Annotated in this window: 19 protein-coding genes; 4 read left to right on the forward strand and 15 right to left on the reverse strand. The window is 72.3% G+C overall.

All coding sequences use genetic code 11. The features are described 5' to 3' along the window. The first annotated feature begins 17 nt into the window (after window positions 1-17). A complete protein-coding gene (locus ACTMTI_RS33855; RefSeq protein WP_441124726.1) occupies window positions 18-143 on the forward strand; it encodes a hypothetical protein in 126 nt (41 codons plus the stop codon). Here the strand turns inward: ACTMTI_RS33855 and ACTMTI_RS33860 are convergent. The 4 genes from ACTMTI_RS33860 to ACTMTI_RS33875 are packed head-to-tail and all read right to left on the reverse strand — an operon-like array spanning window position 130 to window position 1,845. After that, window positions 130-675 (reverse strand): TlpA family protein disulfide reductase, encoded by a 546-nt coding sequence (locus ACTMTI_RS33860; protein ID WP_441124727.1) that lies wholly within the window; start codon window positions 673-675, stop codon window positions 130-132. The genes ACTMTI_RS33855 and ACTMTI_RS33860 overlap by 14 nt on opposite strands. Before the next feature lie 14 nt (window positions 676-689). Then, on the reverse strand, window positions 690-1,205 hold the full coding sequence (locus ACTMTI_RS33865; protein ID WP_441124728.1) for a MauE/DoxX family redox-associated membrane protein: 516 nt from the start codon (window positions 1,203-1,205) through the stop codon (window positions 690-692). A gap of 20 nt (window positions 1,206-1,225) precedes the next feature. Further along, window positions 1,226-1,669: a signal peptidase I gene (gene lepB, locus ACTMTI_RS33870; protein WP_441124729.1), complete on the reverse strand. Its 444-nt coding sequence runs from the start codon at window positions 1,667-1,669 to the stop codon at window positions 1,226-1,228. Window positions 1,670-1,680: 11 nt separating this feature from the next. Next, window positions 1,681-1,845 (reverse strand): hypothetical protein, encoded by a 165-nt coding sequence (locus tag ACTMTI_RS33875; protein WP_441124730.1) that lies wholly within the window; start codon window positions 1,843-1,845, stop codon window positions 1,681-1,683. A gap of 206 nt (window positions 1,846-2,051) precedes the next feature. Here ACTMTI_RS33875 and rarD point away from each other — a divergent pair, with 206 nt between their 5' ends. Further along, entirely contained in the window at window positions 2,052-3,014 is a 963-nt protein-coding gene (gene rarD / locus ACTMTI_RS33880; RefSeq protein WP_441124731.1) for an EamA family transporter RarD, read from the forward strand. Here rarD and ACTMTI_RS33885 read toward each other — a convergent pair. The 6 genes from ACTMTI_RS33885 to ACTMTI_RS33910 form a co-directional block, all read right to left on the reverse strand. Then, window positions 2,908-3,774, reverse strand: a complete 867-nt coding sequence (locus ACTMTI_RS33885; RefSeq protein ID WP_441124732.1) for a hypothetical protein — start codon at window positions 3,772-3,774, stop codon at window positions 2,908-2,910. The genes rarD and ACTMTI_RS33885 overlap by 107 nt on opposite strands. Window positions 3,775-3,870: 96 nt before the next feature. Beyond that, window positions 3,871-4,725, reverse strand: coding sequence for an MBL fold metallo-hydrolase (locus ACTMTI_RS33890; RefSeq protein ID WP_441124733.1), 855 nt, complete (start codon window positions 4,723-4,725; stop codon window positions 3,871-3,873). Next, entirely contained in the window at window positions 4,722-5,354 is a 633-nt protein-coding gene (locus ACTMTI_RS33895; protein ID WP_441124734.1) for a DUF3159 domain-containing protein, read from the reverse strand. The genes ACTMTI_RS33890 and ACTMTI_RS33895 overlap by 4 nt, the downstream gene beginning before the upstream one ends. Next, window positions 5,347-7,062 carry a bifunctional 3-(3-hydroxy-phenyl)propionate/3-hydroxycinnamic acid hydroxylase MhpA gene (gene mhpA, locus ACTMTI_RS33900; RefSeq protein ID WP_441124735.1) on the reverse strand — a complete coding sequence of 572 codons (1,716 nt, stop codon included), beginning with the start codon at window positions 7,060-7,062 and terminating at the stop codon, window positions 5,347-5,349. The genes ACTMTI_RS33895 and mhpA overlap by 8 nt, the downstream gene beginning before the upstream one ends. Further along, window positions 7,059-7,991 carry a fumarylacetoacetate hydrolase family protein gene (locus ACTMTI_RS33905; RefSeq protein WP_441124736.1) on the reverse strand — a complete coding sequence of 311 codons (933 nt, stop codon included), beginning with the start codon at window positions 7,989-7,991 and terminating at the stop codon, window positions 7,059-7,061. The genes mhpA and ACTMTI_RS33905 overlap by 4 nt, the downstream gene beginning before the upstream one ends. Then, window positions 7,988-9,103, reverse strand: coding sequence for a VOC family protein (locus ACTMTI_RS33910; protein ID WP_441124737.1), 1,116 nt, complete (start codon window positions 9,101-9,103; stop codon window positions 7,988-7,990). The genes ACTMTI_RS33905 and ACTMTI_RS33910 overlap by 4 nt, the downstream gene beginning before the upstream one ends. A 94-nt stretch (window positions 9,104-9,197) precedes the next feature. Here ACTMTI_RS33910 and ACTMTI_RS33915 point away from each other — a divergent pair, with 94 nt between their 5' ends. Further along, complete coding sequence (locus ACTMTI_RS33915; protein WP_441124767.1) at window positions 9,198-9,830, forward strand: TetR/AcrR family transcriptional regulator; 633 nt, start codon at window positions 9,198-9,200, stop codon at window positions 9,828-9,830. Between the two features lies 1 nt (window position 9,831). Here ACTMTI_RS33915 and ACTMTI_RS33920 read toward each other — a convergent pair whose 3' ends face one another. After that, complete coding sequence (locus ACTMTI_RS33920; protein ID WP_441124738.1) at window positions 9,832-11,034, reverse strand: tetratricopeptide repeat protein; 1,203 nt, start codon at window positions 11,032-11,034, stop codon at window positions 9,832-9,834. Beyond that, the gene (locus tag ACTMTI_RS33925) at window positions 11,028-12,425 is read right to left on the reverse strand and encodes an AAA family ATPase (protein WP_441124739.1); all 1,398 of its coding nucleotides are present in this window, start codon (window positions 12,423-12,425) and stop codon (window positions 11,028-11,030) included. Before ACTMTI_RS33925 ends, ACTMTI_RS33920 begins: the two co-directional genes overlap by 7 nt. A 137-nt stretch (window positions 12,426-12,562) precedes the next feature. Between ACTMTI_RS33925 and ACTMTI_RS33930 the strand changes: the two genes are divergently transcribed. Then, on the forward strand, window positions 12,563-13,276 hold the full coding sequence (locus tag ACTMTI_RS33930) for a hypothetical protein (protein WP_441124740.1): 714 nt from the start codon (window positions 12,563-12,565) through the stop codon (window positions 13,274-13,276). On the opposite strand, the gene ACTMTI_RS33935 is transcribed toward ACTMTI_RS33930, so the two are convergent. From ACTMTI_RS33935 to ACTMTI_RS33945, 3 genes are read right to left on the reverse strand one after another with little or no spacing between them, the layout of a single operon-like run. Further along, window positions 13,277-13,813, reverse strand: a complete 537-nt coding sequence (locus tag ACTMTI_RS33935; RefSeq protein WP_441124741.1) for a GNAT family N-acetyltransferase — start codon at window positions 13,811-13,813, stop codon at window positions 13,277-13,279. Next, a complete protein-coding gene (locus tag ACTMTI_RS33940; protein WP_441124742.1) occupies window positions 13,810-15,231 on the reverse strand; it encodes an ABC transporter ATP-binding protein in 1,422 nt (473 codons plus the stop codon). The genes ACTMTI_RS33935 and ACTMTI_RS33940 overlap by 4 nt, the downstream gene beginning before the upstream one ends. Then, window positions 15,231-15,971 (reverse strand): ABC transporter permease subunit, encoded by a 741-nt coding sequence (locus ACTMTI_RS33945; RefSeq protein ID WP_441124743.1) that lies wholly within the window; start codon window positions 15,969-15,971, stop codon window positions 15,231-15,233. The genes ACTMTI_RS33940 and ACTMTI_RS33945 overlap by 1 nt, the downstream gene beginning before the upstream one ends. Window positions 15,972-15,991 lie beyond the last annotated feature (20 nt).

The following is a 15,991-nucleotide window of genomic DNA, read 5'->3' on the forward strand; positions in this document are numbered from 1 at the left end:
CGCCGTCCGCTGGTGTGGTGGCCGTCGAGGTGGCGCCTGTCGACGATGTGCCTGCCGACGTGGTGGCGCTCGTTGAGATGGTCTTCGCCGGGGTGGTCCCCGAGAAGGTGGGCTTCGACGTCACGGCGGCTATACCCGGGTGAGCGAAAAGACCTGGTTCAGCCGCAGCCCGCTGGCCATGATCCGGCCGCCGCCGCCCACCAGCGCGAAGACCGGGAACGCCTGCACCTGCAGCGCCGACGTGACCGGGCCGCCCATGTCCTCGACCACCACCCTTGCCACCGGCTCCAGCTCCGCCCGCAGCGGTCCCGACTCTCCCTTCTCATCGACGATCACGGCGAGGATGTGCTCCGGACCTCCGGGGAAGCGCTCGGCCGCGGCGAGGAAGTCCGGCAGGGCCTTGTGGCAGGCGTCGCAGCCAGGAGAGAAGACGCCCACCAGGACCGGCTGCGTGACCAGGTCACTGGAGACGGTGGATCCGTCGGTGGCCACGGTGTCGTACGGCGGCGCCACCGCGCCCTCGGGCAGGATCGCCTGCCGCCCGTGCCCGTCGTCGGAGCGGCTGGCGAGGGCCTCGGAATGCTTGCGCAGCCGCCGGATCACGCCGACGGTCAGCGCCAGGTTCAGCAGGCAGAGCACGCTCAGCAGGATGACGAGCGTGACGACATAGGGCATGGCTGACCTCCAGGTCAGGCAGTCGGGCTGAACAGGTCGATCAGGTCGTCGCCGAGGGCCACGACGATGGCGGCGACCGCTCCGGTGGCGACGGCGGTCAGCATGGCCGCCACGTCGCCGGTCACGGGCGCGTACATGAGGAGTCCGAGGGCGGACACGGCCATGAGGATGAGGTTGCGTGCCACGTGGCCGTGGCCGAGCGGGCGGTCGGAGGCGCCGAAGCACGCGCAGGGGGCACGCTCGGCCCGCCGCAGCGCGGCCAGGATCGCCCAGGTGAACGCCGCCAGCAGGCCCAGCGCCAGCGCGAATCCCGCTCGTACGGTGCCGGGCACGGCGACGAGCACCACGATCGCGAGCTCGGCGGCCACCACGGCCGCGGCCGCCACGCGAAAGGGCGGCCACGACGGCGCGAGCCTGCGGGTGGCGGCCAGGAAGCCGGCGTACGCGCCCTTGCTGCGCAGCTTGCTCGCCGCCGACACAAGGAACAGCAGGGCCACCAGGCTGCGGCAGCCGAGGGCGACGTACTCCACGGAGCTTTCCTCCAACTAGGTCAGGACATGCGGCGGAGCGCCACTCCCAGCAGGGTGCCGGCGTCGACGAAGCCGCACTGCCGGGAGTCGAAGCTGGCCGACGGGTTGTCACCGAGGACGACAAGACGGTCCGGCGCCACCCGCGGCTCCGGCACCACGCCCCGGACCGAGTCCGGGACCGGGTCGCCGGGCAGCGCCACCACCCGCTTGACCATCCAGCGCCGCTCGGGGGGAAGCGGCTCGCCGGTGCCCAGCCAGTCGGGCGTCTCGAAGACGACGACGTCCCCGACGGAGATCCGGGCCAGCCGCGTCCGCCTGACCAGGAGCCGGTCGCCCGCGTGGAAGGTCGGTTCCATGCTGAGGCCGGACACCACGACGACGGCGAGCCGGCGTCGCAGGACCAGCAGGACCAGCAGGAGTCCGGCGACCGCGAGGAGACCGGCCGTCCACGCGAACATGGTCATCTACGTGGCCGTCAGCAACAGTTGCAGTGCCAGGGACCGCACGACTCGCCGGTACCGCAGGAGGCGCCATAGGTGCAGCACTTGCGGACCAGGCACGTGGTGCCCTCGTACCAGCACGGGCACGCGGCCTGCGCCGAGTGCTCCGGGACCACCTTGGCCAGCAGCCAGTCGCTCAACTTTCCGATTTTCACGCGAACCGCCTCTCTTTGGGCGTTTTGGGGATCACCGGAGACGTTAGAAACGGACGGGACAATTCACATACCAGGCAGGTACGCCACGCATACATTCCGGCCTTCGCCCGGCCGCGTTGCCGCCGCCGGGACCGGGCGGCCGGCCGAGCACCGGGTCGATCACGGGAAGGGCGAGCACGTACTGTGGATGGATGTCCGTTGCGCGGCAAGGTGTCCTGCTCGGCGTGGCGGCGTACGTGCTGTGGGGATTGTCGGCACTTTACTGGCCACTGGTCGAGCCCACGGGCGCGGTCGAGATCCTGGCGCTGCGCGTGCTCTGGTCGCCGGTCGCGGTCGGGCTCCTGGTGCTGGCCATCGGCCGCCGCCGGCAGGTGGCGGCGATCTTACGCCGTCCGCGCGACCTGGCACTGCTCGCCCTCGCCGGCGTCCTGACGTCCGCCAACTGGGGGTTGTTCATCTGGGCGACGATGAGCGGCCACGTGGTCGACGCCTCGCTCGGCTACTTCATCACCCCGCTGCTCAGCGTCGCGCTCGGGGTGGCGCTCCTGGGCGAGCGGTTGCGGGCCTGGCAGTGGGCCGCGATCGGGCTGGGCGCCGCCGCCGTGGCCGTTCTCACGGTCGCGTACGGCGGGCTGCCCTGGATCGCGCTCGGCCTGGCGGCCACCTTCGGCGCGTACGGTCTGATCAAGAAGCGGGTCGGGGCCGGAGCCGCCGAAGGGTTGATGGTGGAGACGGCGGTGCTGTTTCCCTTCGCCGTGGTCTACACGGTCGTGATCCAGACGTCCGGCCAGGCCACCTTCGGCCACGTGTCCGTGGCCAACACGCTCCTCGGCATCGGCTCCGGGTTCGTCATGATGCTGCCGATGCTGCTGTTCAGCGCCGCGACCACGAGGATCCCGCTCAGCGTGGTCGGCATGCTGCAGTTCATCGAGCCCGTCGTGCAGTTCGTGATCGGGGTCCTGGTGTTCCGTGAGGTCATGCCGGCGGCCAGGTGGGCGGCGTTCGGGCTGCTGTGGGTTTCGCTCGCCATGCTGACCGCCGAAGGGCTCAGGAGACGGAGTCCGGCGTCCGCGGCTGATCCAGCTCCACGGCGTTCCTCTCGATCATCTCGAACTGCGTCATCAGCCGTTCGAGATCAGGAGGGGAGACCGTGAAGGTGTCGTAGACGGCCTCGCCCGCGGCGGTGTAGCTGAGCTCGTGGCCGCACGAGCCGTCCCACACGGCGCTGATCACCCGCATGGCCGGGGGGAGCCGGTCGACATGCACCCGGCGCACCTGGACCCCGGCGGCGATCTGCTCACGCGCCAGTTCGTCGAGCTCGTCGGTCCACTCGCGGTAGATGAACACCCTGCGGATCTTCACGCCGCGCTTCAGCGCATTGAGCTGGGCCTCCCAGTATTGCCTGCCGACCGGCTCGCGCCACCAGCCGAGATCCACCGAGGGCACGCTGGTGGCGCACATGGTGCGCTTCGTCTGGTCGATCAGGCGCTGGAAGACCGCGTTGTCGCCGTAGGGCGTGCGGAAGTGCCCCCGCTCCAGGTCGGTGAGCGTGCGCAGGCATTCGTCGAACGCCGCCCGGCAGGCGTCGACGGCTGGGGTGCCGGGGTATTCGCGCTCCACGTGCTTGGCCGCACGGAGGATGGGCACCATCAGCTCCGTCAGCCATGGGATCTTCTCGATCGTGGAGACGAGCTGGCCCACGGTGGTCTCGTGATCGACCCTGCGCTTCTCTCTGAGCAGGGTCTGCACCTGTAACGTGATGACGCCGCCGATGAGCCCGGCCAGCAGCGCCAGTCCCTGGGCGGTGTCCTCACGGACGTAGAAGATCACGCCGAGCAGGACCGACAGGGTGGTGCCGATGATCAGGACGGGGTCCAGCACGAGTGGCGAAGACTTCTTCGCAGGCCTCTTCACGGAGTCTCCTGAAGACGGGGGGTGATCGCAAATACAGTGTGGCATGCTCCTGTGCGTCACCCCCTATCACAGAACGTGAATATGGCCGGCGCCGGTTCAGCCCATCGTCGCCGTCATCAGATCCCGGCCCACGGTGATCCGCCCCCGATAGCCACCCGAACGCACGTCCGATGCGAACTCCGCTTCACCGTCCTCGTCTTCGGGGGCCGGGATCAGATGCGTGAGCACGAGATGCGCCACGCCGGCCCGCTCGGCCAGCCCGCCCAGCGCCACCGTGTCCGCATGGTAGGAGAAGATCTTCTCGAACGGCGTCCCGGCCACGGCCGCGTGCAGCGCCGTCGTCCGGCACGCCTCGTGGACCAGCACGTCCGCGCCCCGGCTGAGCTCCTCCACCTCCTCGCACACGCGCGTGTCGCCGGAGATCACCACGGTCCCGTCGGGAGTGCGCACGCGGTAGGCCACCGCGTCGGGCACCGGCTCGTGGTGCACGGCCACCGCCTCCACCGTGACGCCGTCCCGCGACCACACCTCGCGCGGCCGCGCGGAGCAGGCGAACGGATGCAGGCGCAGCTCGGGCGGTACGGACTGGACATGCTCCATGCGCAGCGCGATGTCGGATTTGTACGGGTCCAGCATGCGCTCGGCGAAACCCACGGCCTCGCCCGCGGGCAGGTGGATGTCCAGTGGGCCGGTTCTCCACACGTGGTCCTGGATCCACCGCCCCATGACCAGGTCGGGCAGCCCGATCACGTGGTCGCTGTGCACGTGGGTGACGAACAGCGCGCTCAGCTCGTGCAGGCCGGTGCCGGCCTCGGTCAGGCGCAGCACGGTGGCCCGGCCGGCGTCGAACTGCAGGGCGATCCGGCCGTACCGGACCAGGACGCCCGCGCCCGCGCGGCCGGGCGAGGGGATCGGCACGCCGGTGCCGGTCAACGTCACGGTGGTCGTCATGGTCGTTCTCCTTGGTGGTTTTCGCGGACTTGGTGGCAGTCACAGGGGCGGCGGGTCAGGCGGCGGTAGATCACCCACATCAGGACCGCCAGCAGCACATGAACCGGCACCTCGACCAGAAGCTTGAACGCGCCCATGGCCATGGCCCGGTCGGCGAGGTAGAGCCGGACCTGGTTGGCCACGAGGGCGCCTTCGGCCACGACCCAGACGAGATTGGCGACCGTGTACGCCCGCAGCCTCGCCGGGCAGCGCCGCCAGGCGAGACCCCGGCCCAGGAGCACTCCGGCCGCCAGGCCGACCGGCGGCCAGCGGAGCAGCAGCATGATCGGAGTGAGCAGGACGACCGTGGCGCGAAGAATCAGCACGGGGAGGAAGAAGTCGGCGGCCTCCCCGGACAGGGCGGTGATGGCCGCCGCCCCCGCGGTCAGGGCGAACCCGCCGGCCGCCGGCAGGAGACTGCGGGCCTGGCTGAACCGGTAGACCGCAGCCACCGCGGCCAGGGCGAGTCCGGCCGTCAGGGCCAGGGGGAGGCGGTTGGTGGTGGCGTACACCAGCGTGAATCCCAGCACGGGGGCCGCGGTCTCGGCGATGTGCTGACCGGCCTTGCGCATCAGCACGAGGTCACTCATGTGGCTCCTTCTGATCGTCGTGGACGCGGGGCGTGCGGGTGGGTGGCAGGAGGGGCAACCAGGCGGCCGCGTCCCGCACGATCGCCGCACCTACCGGCCTTGGCCGGCTGGGGAAGGGCGCGGCGGCCAGCACGATGCGGTCGGGCCGGAGCAACACTGCCGCCGCCCCCGCGCCCCGCAGCCACCCATCGAGCGCCCGGTCCTCCACGACCACCGCCCCATCGCGCCGCTCAGCTCCCTCGCCGAGCGACAGGCCGCGCCCGTCGGATGGGGTGCCGTGGTGCGGGGCGCGGCTGCCGGGTGGCGCGCCGTTGTGCGGGCGCCGGACGTGGACGACGGTGGCGCGCAGGCGGCGGGCGAGGGCGGCCAGCTCGGCGTCCAGCGGTCCGAGGGTGATGACGGCGAACCCATCGCCCAGCACGTCGTCGAGCCGCCGGCGATGCCCGTTGACTTCGATCCACGGCTGCGGGGCGAAGGTTCCCGCCAGGCCGCCGCCCAACGGCGACCGGCGCCTCACCAGCATTCCCCGGCGCAGCCCCGGCGAGGTGCCGTGCACGGTGCGGCGGTGGACCGCCGGAATCCGGGCAGCCTGGGCGAGCAGCAGCCGCCGTACGGCCGCACCGCGCTCGCGCCCTCCCGCCATCGCCCGCCCGACGGCGATCGCGAGCCTGATCACGTGCGTGACGTGCGCAGCCCGCTCGGCCTGGTACGTGTCGAGCAGCCGCTCATCGCCCCCTTCCGAGAGCACGAGCGCCAGCTTCCACGCGAGGTTGGCCGCGTCCCGCAGCCCGGCCCCCATGCCCTGCCCGATGAACGGCGGTGTCAGGTGCGCCGCGTCGCCGAGCAGGAACACCCGGCCGGACCGCCACCGATCGGCCACCTGCGCGCGAAAGGTGTAGGTGGTCGACCGCAGCAGGCGCAGCTCGTCCGCGGGCACCCCCCGAGTCCAGGGAGAGATCAGCCGCATCAGCGTGTCACGGCCCGTCAGCCCGGCCTCCGTCTCGCCGGCCCGCACCCGGAACTCCCACCGGTAGCGGTCGGGCCCGATGCGCATGAACGTCGCCGGACGTACCGGATCGCACACCTGGTGGATGCCGTCCCACACATCCAGCGGCTTGGCGCTCCGCACGTCCAGCACCAGCCACCGCTCCGCGAAGCGCAGATCCCGCATGCGCGCCCCCACGAATCCGCGCGTGACCCCGCCGGCGCCGTCGCACCCGAGCACCGCGTGCGCCCGCATCTCCTCCCGCCGCCCCGTGGCGACGTCACGGACCAGCACCCGGACAGGTCCGCGCCCGTCCTGGTCGATGCCGACGACCTCGACGCCCGGCCGCAGCTCGGCCTCGGGATGGCGGGCCAGGTTGGCGCGGAGCAGCGCTTCGAGGTCCGGCTGGTCGAACATGTTCGCCTGCGGCCAGCCGGACGGACCGGGAGCCAGGTCGCGGCGGAACTCGGCGATCGTCCGCAGGTCCCCGTCCATCAGCCGCATGCCCGGCGCGGGCCGGCTGATGGCGGCGAACTCCTCGGCCACGCCGAGCGCCTGCAGGATGCGCATCACCTCGTCGTCCAGGTGGACCGCCCGGGGCAGCGGGTACACGTCCGGGTGCGGGTCCACGACCAGGCTGCGTACGCCGTACCTGGCCAGCAGCGTGGCCGCCGTCACCCCGGTCGGCCCCGCGCCCGCGATGAGGACGGGGACGGCGTTCACGCGTACACCACCGGCGTGCGCTGGCAGCCGAGATCGATGGCGCCGTCGCCGGTCGCGATCCGCGCCGTCACGACGTCGCCGTCCCGCAGGTAGGCGGGCACCTTCGCCTGCCGGTCGAAGAAGATCTTCCACTTCAGCGCGGGCGGCAGCAGCGAGCCGATCAGCTCCACCGGCTTCGGCGGCGCCTTCAGCGCCGTCCCGCCGGGCGTGCCGGTCAGCAGCACGTCGCCGGGCCGCAGCTCCTGGAACCGGGCCAGCGCCGTCAGCGCCGCCGCCGGCCCGGCGATCATGTCGGCGACGGTACGGTCCTGGCGCAGCACCTGGTTGACCGACAGTCGCAGTCGCAGGTCCGCCAGCCGGGCGAACTCGGCCGGCTCCAGCAGCACCAGCCGCGGCCCGAGCGGCGTGAACGTCGGATAGGACTTGCTCTCGTAGAACTGCGTCTTCGACAGCTGCACGTCCCTGGCCGACACGTCGTCGGCCACCACCAGCCCGGCCACGTATCCCGGCAGGTCGGCGTCGCTCACGTTCGCGCCGATCGGCAGCGGGGCGCCCATGACCAGGCCGAGCTCGATCTCGTAGTCGAGCAGCCGCACGTGGCGCGGCTTCACGATCGGGTCGTTCGGCCCGCACACCGAGCCGGACGCCTTGCGGAAGAACGTGATCGGCACGCCGTCCGGATCGAACCCGGAGTCCCGGGCATGGGAGCGGTAGTTCACCATCTGGCACACGACCCGGCAGGGCGTGGTCACCGGCGACAGCAGCGCGAGCTCCTCGACCGGCACCCCCTCCGCCGCGGAGGTCTTCATGACCGCCGCCCGGTCCGCCAGCAGCTCCGCGGTGGTCTCCGCGGCCGTGTCGACGGGGTGGGCGAGCCCATCGCGCTCGACCCACCAGGCGCCGTCGGTTCGCAGTACGTTGACGCTCACGCTCTCATCGCCTTCATCAGTCCCAGCAGCCGGGCCGGGTCGATCTCGTTGTCTTCGCGCAGCGCGGTCATGACGGTGCGCAGTAGGCGGGGGGAGGGGTTCGTGCCGAGGAAGTCGCGGGTGACCGGCGGGCCCCACTGCGCCAGCCCCGAGGCGGACATGGGCGCCCAGCCCGGCTCCACCGTGCGGTCGAACAGGTCGCCGTCCGCGAAGTGCTCCACCATCAGCCGGTCGGGGTCGCGCCAGTAGTCGAAGATCTGGCTCCCCTGGATGTGCCTGCCGACCCCCCACACCCGCCGGTAGCCCCGCCCGGCCAGGTATTCGCCGCCCGCCGCGACCGCGTCCATGTCCGCCACCTGGTACGCCGAATGCACGTAGCCCACGCCCGGCCCCAGATGCATGGCCAGCGTGTGGTGGTCGGCGGGCCGGCCGCCCCGGTCGCATCGGACGAACGCCATGGTCGGACCGCGGTCGCGCTGGTCGTCCAGGAACAGGAAGTCGCTGACGATCATGCCGAGCGTGTCCAGGTACCAGTCGAGCGCCCGCTCGAACCACCGGGTCTCCAGCACCACGTGCCCGAGCCGCAGCACGCGGGCGGGCTCGGGCGCGGGCCGCTGGGTGCGGTTGACCCGGTTCTGGGCGGCGCCTGCGTTGATCGTCACCGGTGGCTGCTCGGGCAGGGCCGGCAGGTCCGCCGTGCCGTGCACCACGCGTACCGGGATGCCGCTGGGGTCGCGCAGGTCCACGACCCGGCCGCCGCCGAGATCGGTCAGCTCGCGCACCGCCGAGCCGGTGGCCCGGGCCAGCCGCGCCAGGTCGTCCGCCGCGGCCGCCTGGAACGCCGGGCCCACGAAGCGCGACCGGGGCCCGCGGCGGACGACCAGGCAGTGCGGCCCTGGGAGGGTGCCGCGCAGGTAGAGGGCGTCCCGCGTACGGGCCGCCACGGCGAAGCCGAAGTCGCGGGCGAACGACTCCGCTCGCACCAGGTCCGTCTTCTCGAACTCCAGCCAGGCCAGATCCATGACCTTGATCACCGGATCGCGGGATCGCCCGGGATGCTCGCCCCGGAGCGGCCCGCGTTCGCTGTGCAGGTTCGCGTGCGCGCTCTCCATCGGCCCACCTCCTCCTTCTGATACTACGGTCATTAATGATGAAATCATCAGAAATGAGGGAAGGATCTGTCAAGCCGCTATGATCGGACCTGTGATGTCGGTTCAGAGGCCCGCGTCCCGGCTGGAGCGGCGCAAGACCCGCACCAGGCAGGCGCTCATCGCCGCTGCCCGGGGCTTCCTCGCGCGCCAGGGTCTCGCCGAGGTCAGCATCCAGGAGCTGACCGAGGCGGCCGACGTGGGGTTCGGCTCGTTCTACAACCATTTCGGCAGCAAGGAAGAGCTGTTCCACGCTGCTATCGCCGACGTGCTCGAAGAGCATGGGCAACTGCTGGACGAGCTCACGGCCGACATCGAGGACCCGGCCGAGGTGTTCGCGGCCTCGGTCAGGCTGACCGGACGGCTGGTCGAGACCCATCCGCAGATCGCCCGCGTCCTGACCCGCACCGGGCTGCCGTACCTCGACTCCGACAAGGGGCTGGCGCCACGCGCGCTACGCGACATCCACCGCGCCATGGAGGCCGGGCGCTTCCACATCGCCAACCCGCACGTGGCGCTGGCCGGGGCGGGCGGCTCGCTGCTGGGGTTCCTGCAGCTCTGGCTCGAGCATCCGGACCTCGTGACCGAGGACTCGCCGGACGAGCTGGCCGAGCAACTGCTGCGGATGTTCGGGATGGGCCACGAGGAGGCTCGCGCCATCGCCCGCCGCCCACTCCCGGACCGCGCGTGAGCTACAGCTCGGCTGCGGGGCCGTCGAGGAAGAAGCGTCGTACGCCCGCCGCTACCCAGATCGTGCCAAGCCCGGCGTAGACGCTCAGCAACGCGACGGCCGGCGAGCCCGCGACAACCGCCGCCGCGATGGCCAGGACCAGCAGCCCCGCCCACCCGTAGAGCACCTTGCGGCCGCGGGGCGAGCCGGTGTGCGTGGCCTCCTGCACGGGGGTGACCAGAGCCATGACCGCCACGCCCGCGGTGCCGACCGCCTCATGGCCGAGCGCGATGCCCAGCGCGAGCACCCCCGCTCCGGCGAGGAGCAGGGCGCAGCACGCCATGGCCACACGGGCCTCGGAGCCCTCGAAGAGCAGCCGGGTGGCCTTGGCCCGGGCCAGCCGCAGCACGGTCACCGTCTCGCCCACCCACGCCGCCCAGTGCAGCAGCGCGATGAGCACGAACACGGCGATGAGCGGCGGGACCGCGGGCAGCAGGAACACCATCCGCCCGCCGCCGCGGTACCGGCGCCGCAGGTTCGACAGCATCCGCTGCAGCGGGTTGCGCTGCTTGAGCGCCGCCACCAGCAGATCCCTGGCGGGGCCGAAGCCGGGGTCGAGGCGGAGCACCTCGCGGAAGGAGTCGGCGGCCGCCTTGGGGTCGCCGAAGGCCAGCGCCGCCCGGCCGGCCGCCAGGTGCGCGGTGGCGCTCTCCGGGTCCAGCTGTACGGCGTGCGCGGCGGCGGCCCTGGCCGGTCCGGCCTCACCGAGCTTGGTGTGGGCCATCGACAGCAGGCTCACCAGGTCCGACACCTGCGGATCGAGGGCCAGCCCGCGCTGGGCCGCATCCGCCGCCTCACGCCACTGTCCCTTGATCATGTGGGCGCGGGCCAGCAGCTCCCACGTCGACGTCTCCTCGGTGGAGTGCGCCAGTGACTCCTTCGCGGCGGCGATCGCCGGGTCGGCCAGGCCGATGCGGTAGAACACCTGCCCGGCCACGTAATGCGGATACCAGTGATCCGGCACCAGGCGTATCGCCTCCCGCGCCATGACCATCGCCTCCGCCGCCTGGCCCTGATGGACCAGGGCGATGGCCAGCAGGCAGTGCGCCATGTCCTGCTGCGGCTCGACGGCGAGCACGCCGCGCAGCTCCCGCTCGGCGTCGGCCGGTCGCTGCAGCCGCAGCAGCATCTTCGCCCGATCGAGCGACTGGTCGATTTTCACCATTTGGCCTTGATCCACGGCATCAGCTCGTCCCACGCGCCTGACTCGTTGGCGTGCAGCACGTAGTTCCGGGCGGTTGCCATCCATTCGCGCACGGAGGAGGGCCGGATGCCCTGGGCGGCGGCCAGCAGGTCGGCCGTGGACAACGGGATGGCGCGGCCCGCGCTGATCGACTGCTGGAGCTTGACCTCCACCGCGCGGTCCACCAGGCCCTTCAGATCCGCGCCGACGTAGTGCTCCGTGGCCCGTGCCACCGCGTCGAAGTCCATCTCGGCCAGCGGCTTGTCGCGGCAGAGGATGCGCAGGATGGCCGCCCGCGCCGCGGTGTCCGGCGGCGGCACGAACACGAGCTGGTCGAAGCGCCCCGGGCGGCGGAAGGCCACGTCGATGTACCAGGGCGCGTTCGTGGCGGCCAGCACCAGGACGCCCTCGTTGGCGTCCTGGTCCACGCCGTCGAGCTCGGCCAGGAACTGGTTGACGAGTTGCCTGGTGTGCGCCTGGCGCATGTCGGAACGGCGCGCGGCCAGCGCGTCGACCTCGTCGAAGAACAGCACGCACGGGCGGTTGCGGCGGGCCAGGTCGAACGTGGCGCGCAGGTTGCGCTCGCTGGAGCCGACGTACATGTCGAGGATGTCGGCCAGGCCGACGTTGACGAACGACGCGCCCAGCTCGCCGGCCGCGGCCCTGGCCAGGTGAGTCTTGCCCGCTCCCGGCGGGCCGTACAGCAGGACGCCGCCGCCGGCGCGCTTGCCGTACGCGGCGAACAGCTCCGGCTGCTGGATCGGCAGCAGGAGCTTGACCCGCAAGGCCTCCTTGACCGCCTCCATCCCGGCCACGTCGGCGAAGGTGTGCTTCGACCGCTCCACCTCCGCCCCGCCGGGCGCGGAGTCGGGAGCCGGGGGCGCCGGCGCGCCCGCCGGGGCGGCGTACGCCGGCGCGGGAGCGGCGGGCGCGGGCGGGGCCGCTGGGGCGGACTTGGAGGGCACGATCGGGATGGGCAGCCGCTCGGCCAGCTCGGGGTCGGCGAGGGACGGATCGCGGGAGATCGCCTCGTAGTAGCGGTAGGCCGCCTTCCCCTGCTCACCCTCCCCGAGCAGCGCCCTGGCCGCGAGAATCCCCATCCGCGGCGGGTAAGCGTGGAAGTTGGCCAGGAACGGTTCGAGCGCCGCCAGCGCCTCTCCATGGGCGCTCTGCCGGACGAACGCCTCGGCCAGCCCGGCGACGACGTCCGTGTCCTTGGGGGCCAGCACGAGCGCGGCGCGGAACTCGGCCTCGGCTTCGGCGAGGTACCCCTTGGTCAGGAGCTGGTCGGCGAGATGCCGCCGAAGGGGAAGATTGTCCGGAGACAGGCGCGCTGCCTCACGGAGCGCCTGGAGGCCGACATCGTCGAGCACAGGCTCGGTCCCTTCTGTCGCAAAATTTCGTATCAAACTACGCAGGCTATCGAAGACGCGTCGTAGTGCTGGGTATACCTCCGGTTCTCGCGGCAGCGCCCGTGCGCCGCTGCCTGCCCGCCGCTTCAATCGGTGGCATGACGATCACAGAGTCTCGCCAGGTCACGCTCCCCGGCCGCTGGGTCGAGGGGACCGGGCTCATGCTCGGGCCGCTGCTGCTGCTCGCCGGGGTGCTCGCCCGGATGGGGGCGGACGACTTCTTCCCCGGCCAGCTCGCCGCGTACGCCGCCGCACCGGAGCGGATGGCGCTCTCCTACGGCCTGTTCACGGCCGGCGTCGTGCTGCTGTGGCCGGCGGTGACGGCGCTGGCCCGGCTGATCGGGGCGACGCATCCCGGCTGGGCGAGGTGGGGCGCGACGCTGGTGGTCCTCGGGCTGTTCGGCCGGGTCTTCCACGCCGGCGTCAGCCACCTGGCCTTCCAGCTTGTGGACGCCCTCGGCCTGGAGGCGGCGCAAAAAGCGGTAGCCGGCACGTACGGGGCCTTCCACATCTTCAAGGCGGTCAACGTCTGCATCATGGGCGGCTGGATCGTCTTGGCGATCGGCGCCTACCTGGCCAAGGCCCTCGGCGCGGTGAGGTGCGTCGCCCTGGGACTCGCGGCCGGACTGCCGCTGGGCGTGCTCAAGGGCAGCAGCGACCCGATCTCGCTGGTCGCGCTCCTCGGGCTCGCCGTTGCCCTGGTGCCTCTCGGCGTCGCCGCGCTGAAAGACGGGCCGGCGCCCCGCTGGTGGGCCGCCGGGCTCACGGTGGCGCTGATCCCCCTCGCCTTCCTCGCCGGGCTGACCGGCTGACTACGCCCGGACGGGCAGCGGGAGTTCGAAGTGCAGCGTCTGGAAGTTGCCGGGGTCGCCGTCGCGGTCGTCGTAGACGGGCTCGGCCAGCGAGCGCCAGAACGCCTCCGCGCCCGGGACACGGGTGTCGGTGTGCAGGTAAAGGGAGCCGTAGTCGCCGCGTTCCGCGACGAAGCGGCAGGCCTGGCGCACCATCTCGCGGGCCAGACCGTGCCTGCGGTGAGCGGGATCCACGTACACGCGGAAGAGCTGCGCCGTGGACTCGTCCGGATAGAGCCTGGCCAGCCAGTCCGGGTGGGGCGGGCTCTTGGGGCCGTGGGCGCGCACGGCCGTGGTCCCGACCACGTCCTCGCCATGCAGGGCCACGATCAGCGTGTGCCTGTCGGGCAGCAGGTACGTGCCCTCCAGGTTCACCACGTCCCAGTGCCATCGCGGCTGGTAGCCGTAGCCGAACTCGCGGTAGAACGTGTCGAGCATGACCCGCCGCGCGCCGTCGAGGTGGTGGGGCGCGGCCGGACGGACGGTGTAGGGATTCATGTCGTCTCCTCCGAGGTGAGCCGGCCGTGGTCGAGTGCCAGGACGCGGTCGGCGAGCCTGGCCACCACGTCCGGGTCGTGGCTGATGAGCAGCAGGGTGAGGCCGAGGTCGCGGCGGAGCTCATCGAGCAGGTCGAGGATGGCGGCCTGGACGAGCGTGTCCAGGCCGGAAGTGATCTCGTCACAGATGAGCACCTTCGGCTCGGCGAGCAGGGCGCGGGCGAGCGCGGCCCGTTGCAGCTCGCCGCCCGACAGCGCCGCCGGGCGGCGTCCCGCCGTGCGCTCGTCGAGGTCGACCCGGTTCAGCATGGCAAGGGCCTGCCGTGCGGCCTCGCCGGCGGTGGCGCCGCGCAGCCGTACGGCCGTCCGGGCGACCTGGGCGGATACGCTCCGGTACGGGTCGAAGGAGGCCCTGGCGTCCTGGAAGACGTACTGGACGTCGCGGCCGCGCCTGAACAGATGGTGGGGGAGCGGCCGGCCGGCCAGGGTCACCGTGCCGGCGACCGGCCGGTGCAAGCCGGCGACGCAGCGGGCGAGCGTGGTCTTGCCGCTGCCCGATCGGCCGGCAACGGCCAGGCACTCCCCGGTCGTGGCGCTCAGGCTCACTCCCTTGAGTACGGGCGCGCGCCGGTGCCCGGCCACCAGGTCCCGCACCTCCAGCAGCGGGGGCATGTTGCCCGCGCCGGTTGGCACCGTGGGATGAGGGCGGGCAGTGAGCGGCGATGGAGCCTTGGGGGCGGCGGCGAGCAGACGCCTGGTGTAGTCGTGCCGCGGCGCGTCCAGCGTGGCCTGGGCGGGGCCGCACTCCACGATGCGGCCCGCGTGCATCACCGCCACCTGGTCGGCCAGCGCGCGGACCATGGCGAGGTCGTGGCTGAGCAGCACCAGGGCGATGCCCTGCGCGCGCAGCCCGCGGAACTCCTCGATCACCTCTGCCCGGATGAGGCCGTCCTGTCCGGTCGTCGGCTCGTCCGCGACGATCAGGATCGGGTCGAGCAGCAGCGCCTGGGCCAGCACGACGCGCTGCTGCTGGCCGCCGGAGAGCTGGTGCGGGTAGCGGTCCAGCAGCTCGACCGGCAGCCGCGCCCGTCGCGCCGCCGTCAGCACGCGCTCGTCGGCAGTCCGCGCATCCTGGTGTCGTGCCACTTCCCGCAGCACGCCGCCGACGCGCCGCACTGGGTTGAGCACGCTGGATGGATGCTGCGGGACGTAGGCCACGGCACCGGCCGCGCGGCGTACCTCTCCGGAGATCCGCACTCCGGGGGCGTGCTCGGCCAGCAGGGCCAGCCCCGTGGTGGTCTTGCCGCTACCCGAGGCGCCGACCAGCGCGAGCACCTCACCGGCGCCCAGCTCGAAGGACACGCCGTCCACCAGCGCGCGCCCGTCCACCTCCGCCCGCAGCCCCGTGACCTTCAGCATCACCGCCTCCTCGCCCGGTCGAACGTCAGGTTCAGGCCCACCGACAGGGCGACGATCAGCAACGCCGGCACCAGCACGGCCCACGGCTGCAGGAACATCCCCGTCCTGTTGCGGTCGACCATGACCGCCCAATCGCTGGCGTCCGGCGCGAGACCGACGCCCAGGAAGCTCGCCGAGGCCACCAGGTAGAGCGCGCCCACCAGCCGCACCCCGACGTCGGCCACCAGCGTGGTGAGCATCGACCGGCCGGCGTACCCGACGGCCCGGCGCCACCAGGTCTCCCCCTGCAGCCGCAGCGCCTCCATCGCGGTGCTGCCCGCCGCCTCCAGCGCCGCCGCCCTGGAGATCCGCACCACCTCGGGCAGGCCGATCAGCGCCACGATCACGACCAGCGCCACCGGGCCCGGCGAGAGCAGCGCGGCCAGCATGATGAGCAGCAGCAGCGACGGGATCGCGAGCAGCAGGTCGAGCGGGCGCATCAGCAGCTCGTCCACCCACCGCCGCCCCGCCAGCGCCGCCGCCATGCCCATCGGCACTCCCGCCAGGTAGGCGAGTGCCGTCGCGAGCGTCGCCACCAGCACCACCGAACGGCCGCCGAGCAGCACCTGCTCCCACACGTCCCGCCCGACGAAGTCCGTCCCGAGCGGTGGCACGGCGGCGAAGGAGACACCGCGCGGTTCGGGCGTGCCCGCCAGCCACGGCCCGAGCAGCGCCAGCAGCAGCGGTACAGCCAGCAGCACGACGCCCGCACCCCGTCGCC

The sequence above is a fragment of the Nonomuraea sp. H19 genome, assembly GCF_052068215.1.
GTDB lineage: Bacteria > Actinomycetota > Actinomycetes > Streptosporangiales > Streptosporangiaceae > Nonomuraea.

Coding starts and splice junctions, on each gene's coding strand:
- lepB (WP_441124729.1), bottom strand. CDS start 1,669: ATGACCATGTTCGCGTGGACGGCCGGTCTCCTCGCGGTCGCCGGACTC.
- ACTMTI_RS33940 (WP_441124742.1), bottom strand. CDS start 15,231: ATGCTGAAGGTCACGGGGCTGCGGGCGGAGGTGGACGGGCGCGCGCTG.
- rarD (WP_441124731.1), top strand. CDS start 2,052: ATGTCCGTTGCGCGGCAAGGTGTCCTGCTCGGCGTGGCGGCGTACGTG.
- ACTMTI_RS33915 (WP_441124767.1), top strand. CDS start 9,198: ATGTCGGTTCAGAGGCCCGCGTCCCGGCTGGAGCGGCGCAAGACCCGC.
- ACTMTI_RS33890 (WP_441124733.1), bottom strand. CDS start 4,725: ATGACGACCACCGTGACGTTGACCGGCACCGGCGTGCCGATCCCCTCG.
- ACTMTI_RS33930 (WP_441124740.1), top strand. CDS start 12,563: ATGACGATCACAGAGTCTCGCCAGGTCACGCTCCCCGGCCGCTGGGTC.
- ACTMTI_RS33920 (WP_441124738.1), bottom strand. CDS start 11,034: ATGGTGAAAATCGACCAGTCGCTCGATCGGGCGAAGATGCTGCTGCGG.
- ACTMTI_RS33910 (WP_441124737.1), bottom strand. CDS start 9,103: ATGGAGAGCGCGCACGCGAACCTGCACAGCGAACGCGGGCCGCTCCGG.
- ACTMTI_RS33860 (WP_441124727.1), bottom strand. CDS start 675: ATGCCCTATGTCGTCACGCTCGTCATCCTGCTGAGCGTGCTCTGCCTG.
- ACTMTI_RS33895 (WP_441124734.1), bottom strand. CDS start 5,354: ATGAGTGACCTCGTGCTGATGCGCAAGGCCGGTCAGCACATCGCCGAG.
- ACTMTI_RS33935 (WP_441124741.1), bottom strand. CDS start 13,813: ATGAATCCCTACACCGTCCGTCCGGCCGCGCCCCACCACCTCGACGGC.